We start from the raw sequence: 434 nt of genomic DNA on the forward strand, positions 1-434 counted from the left end.
GGCGACTCGAACCGTTTCCTTCACCGTCAATGACGGCGACGTGGACTCCAACACGCAGACCCGCGACATCTCGATCACCGCGACCAACGATGATCCCACCGGCACCGGACTGCCCACCGACATCGCGGTCACCGAAGATGTCAGTAGCAATGTCGACCTGTCGGCGACCAACCTGAGTGACATCGACGCGAACGGCGGTAACTTGACCGTTACGTTGTCGACGGCGACCGGCGGGGATCTTTCGGCCAGTTCCGGCGGCGGGGTCACCGTGGGCGGATCTGGCAGCGGCACATTGACCCTGACCGGAACACTTGCCGACTTGAACACGTTCCTGGACACGCCGGCGAACGTCCAATACCTACACGGCACGCCACACACCTTCGGCAACGACGCCGACACCATTCAAGTCGTCGTCAACGACGGCGGCAACACCG

At 62.7% G+C, this 434-nt stretch carries 1 protein-coding gene; it reads left to right on the forward strand.

Annotated features, from left to right (window positions below; genetic code table 11):
- A partial coding sequence (locus H1B37_RS33175) for a hypothetical protein (protein WP_182871549.1) occupies positions 1 to 434 on the forward strand: 434 nt, incomplete at both ends.

It is taken from the genome of Stieleria mannarensis (assembly GCF_014154935.1).
GTDB lineage: Bacteria > Planctomycetota > Planctomycetia > Pirellulales > Pirellulaceae > Stieleria > Stieleria mannarensis.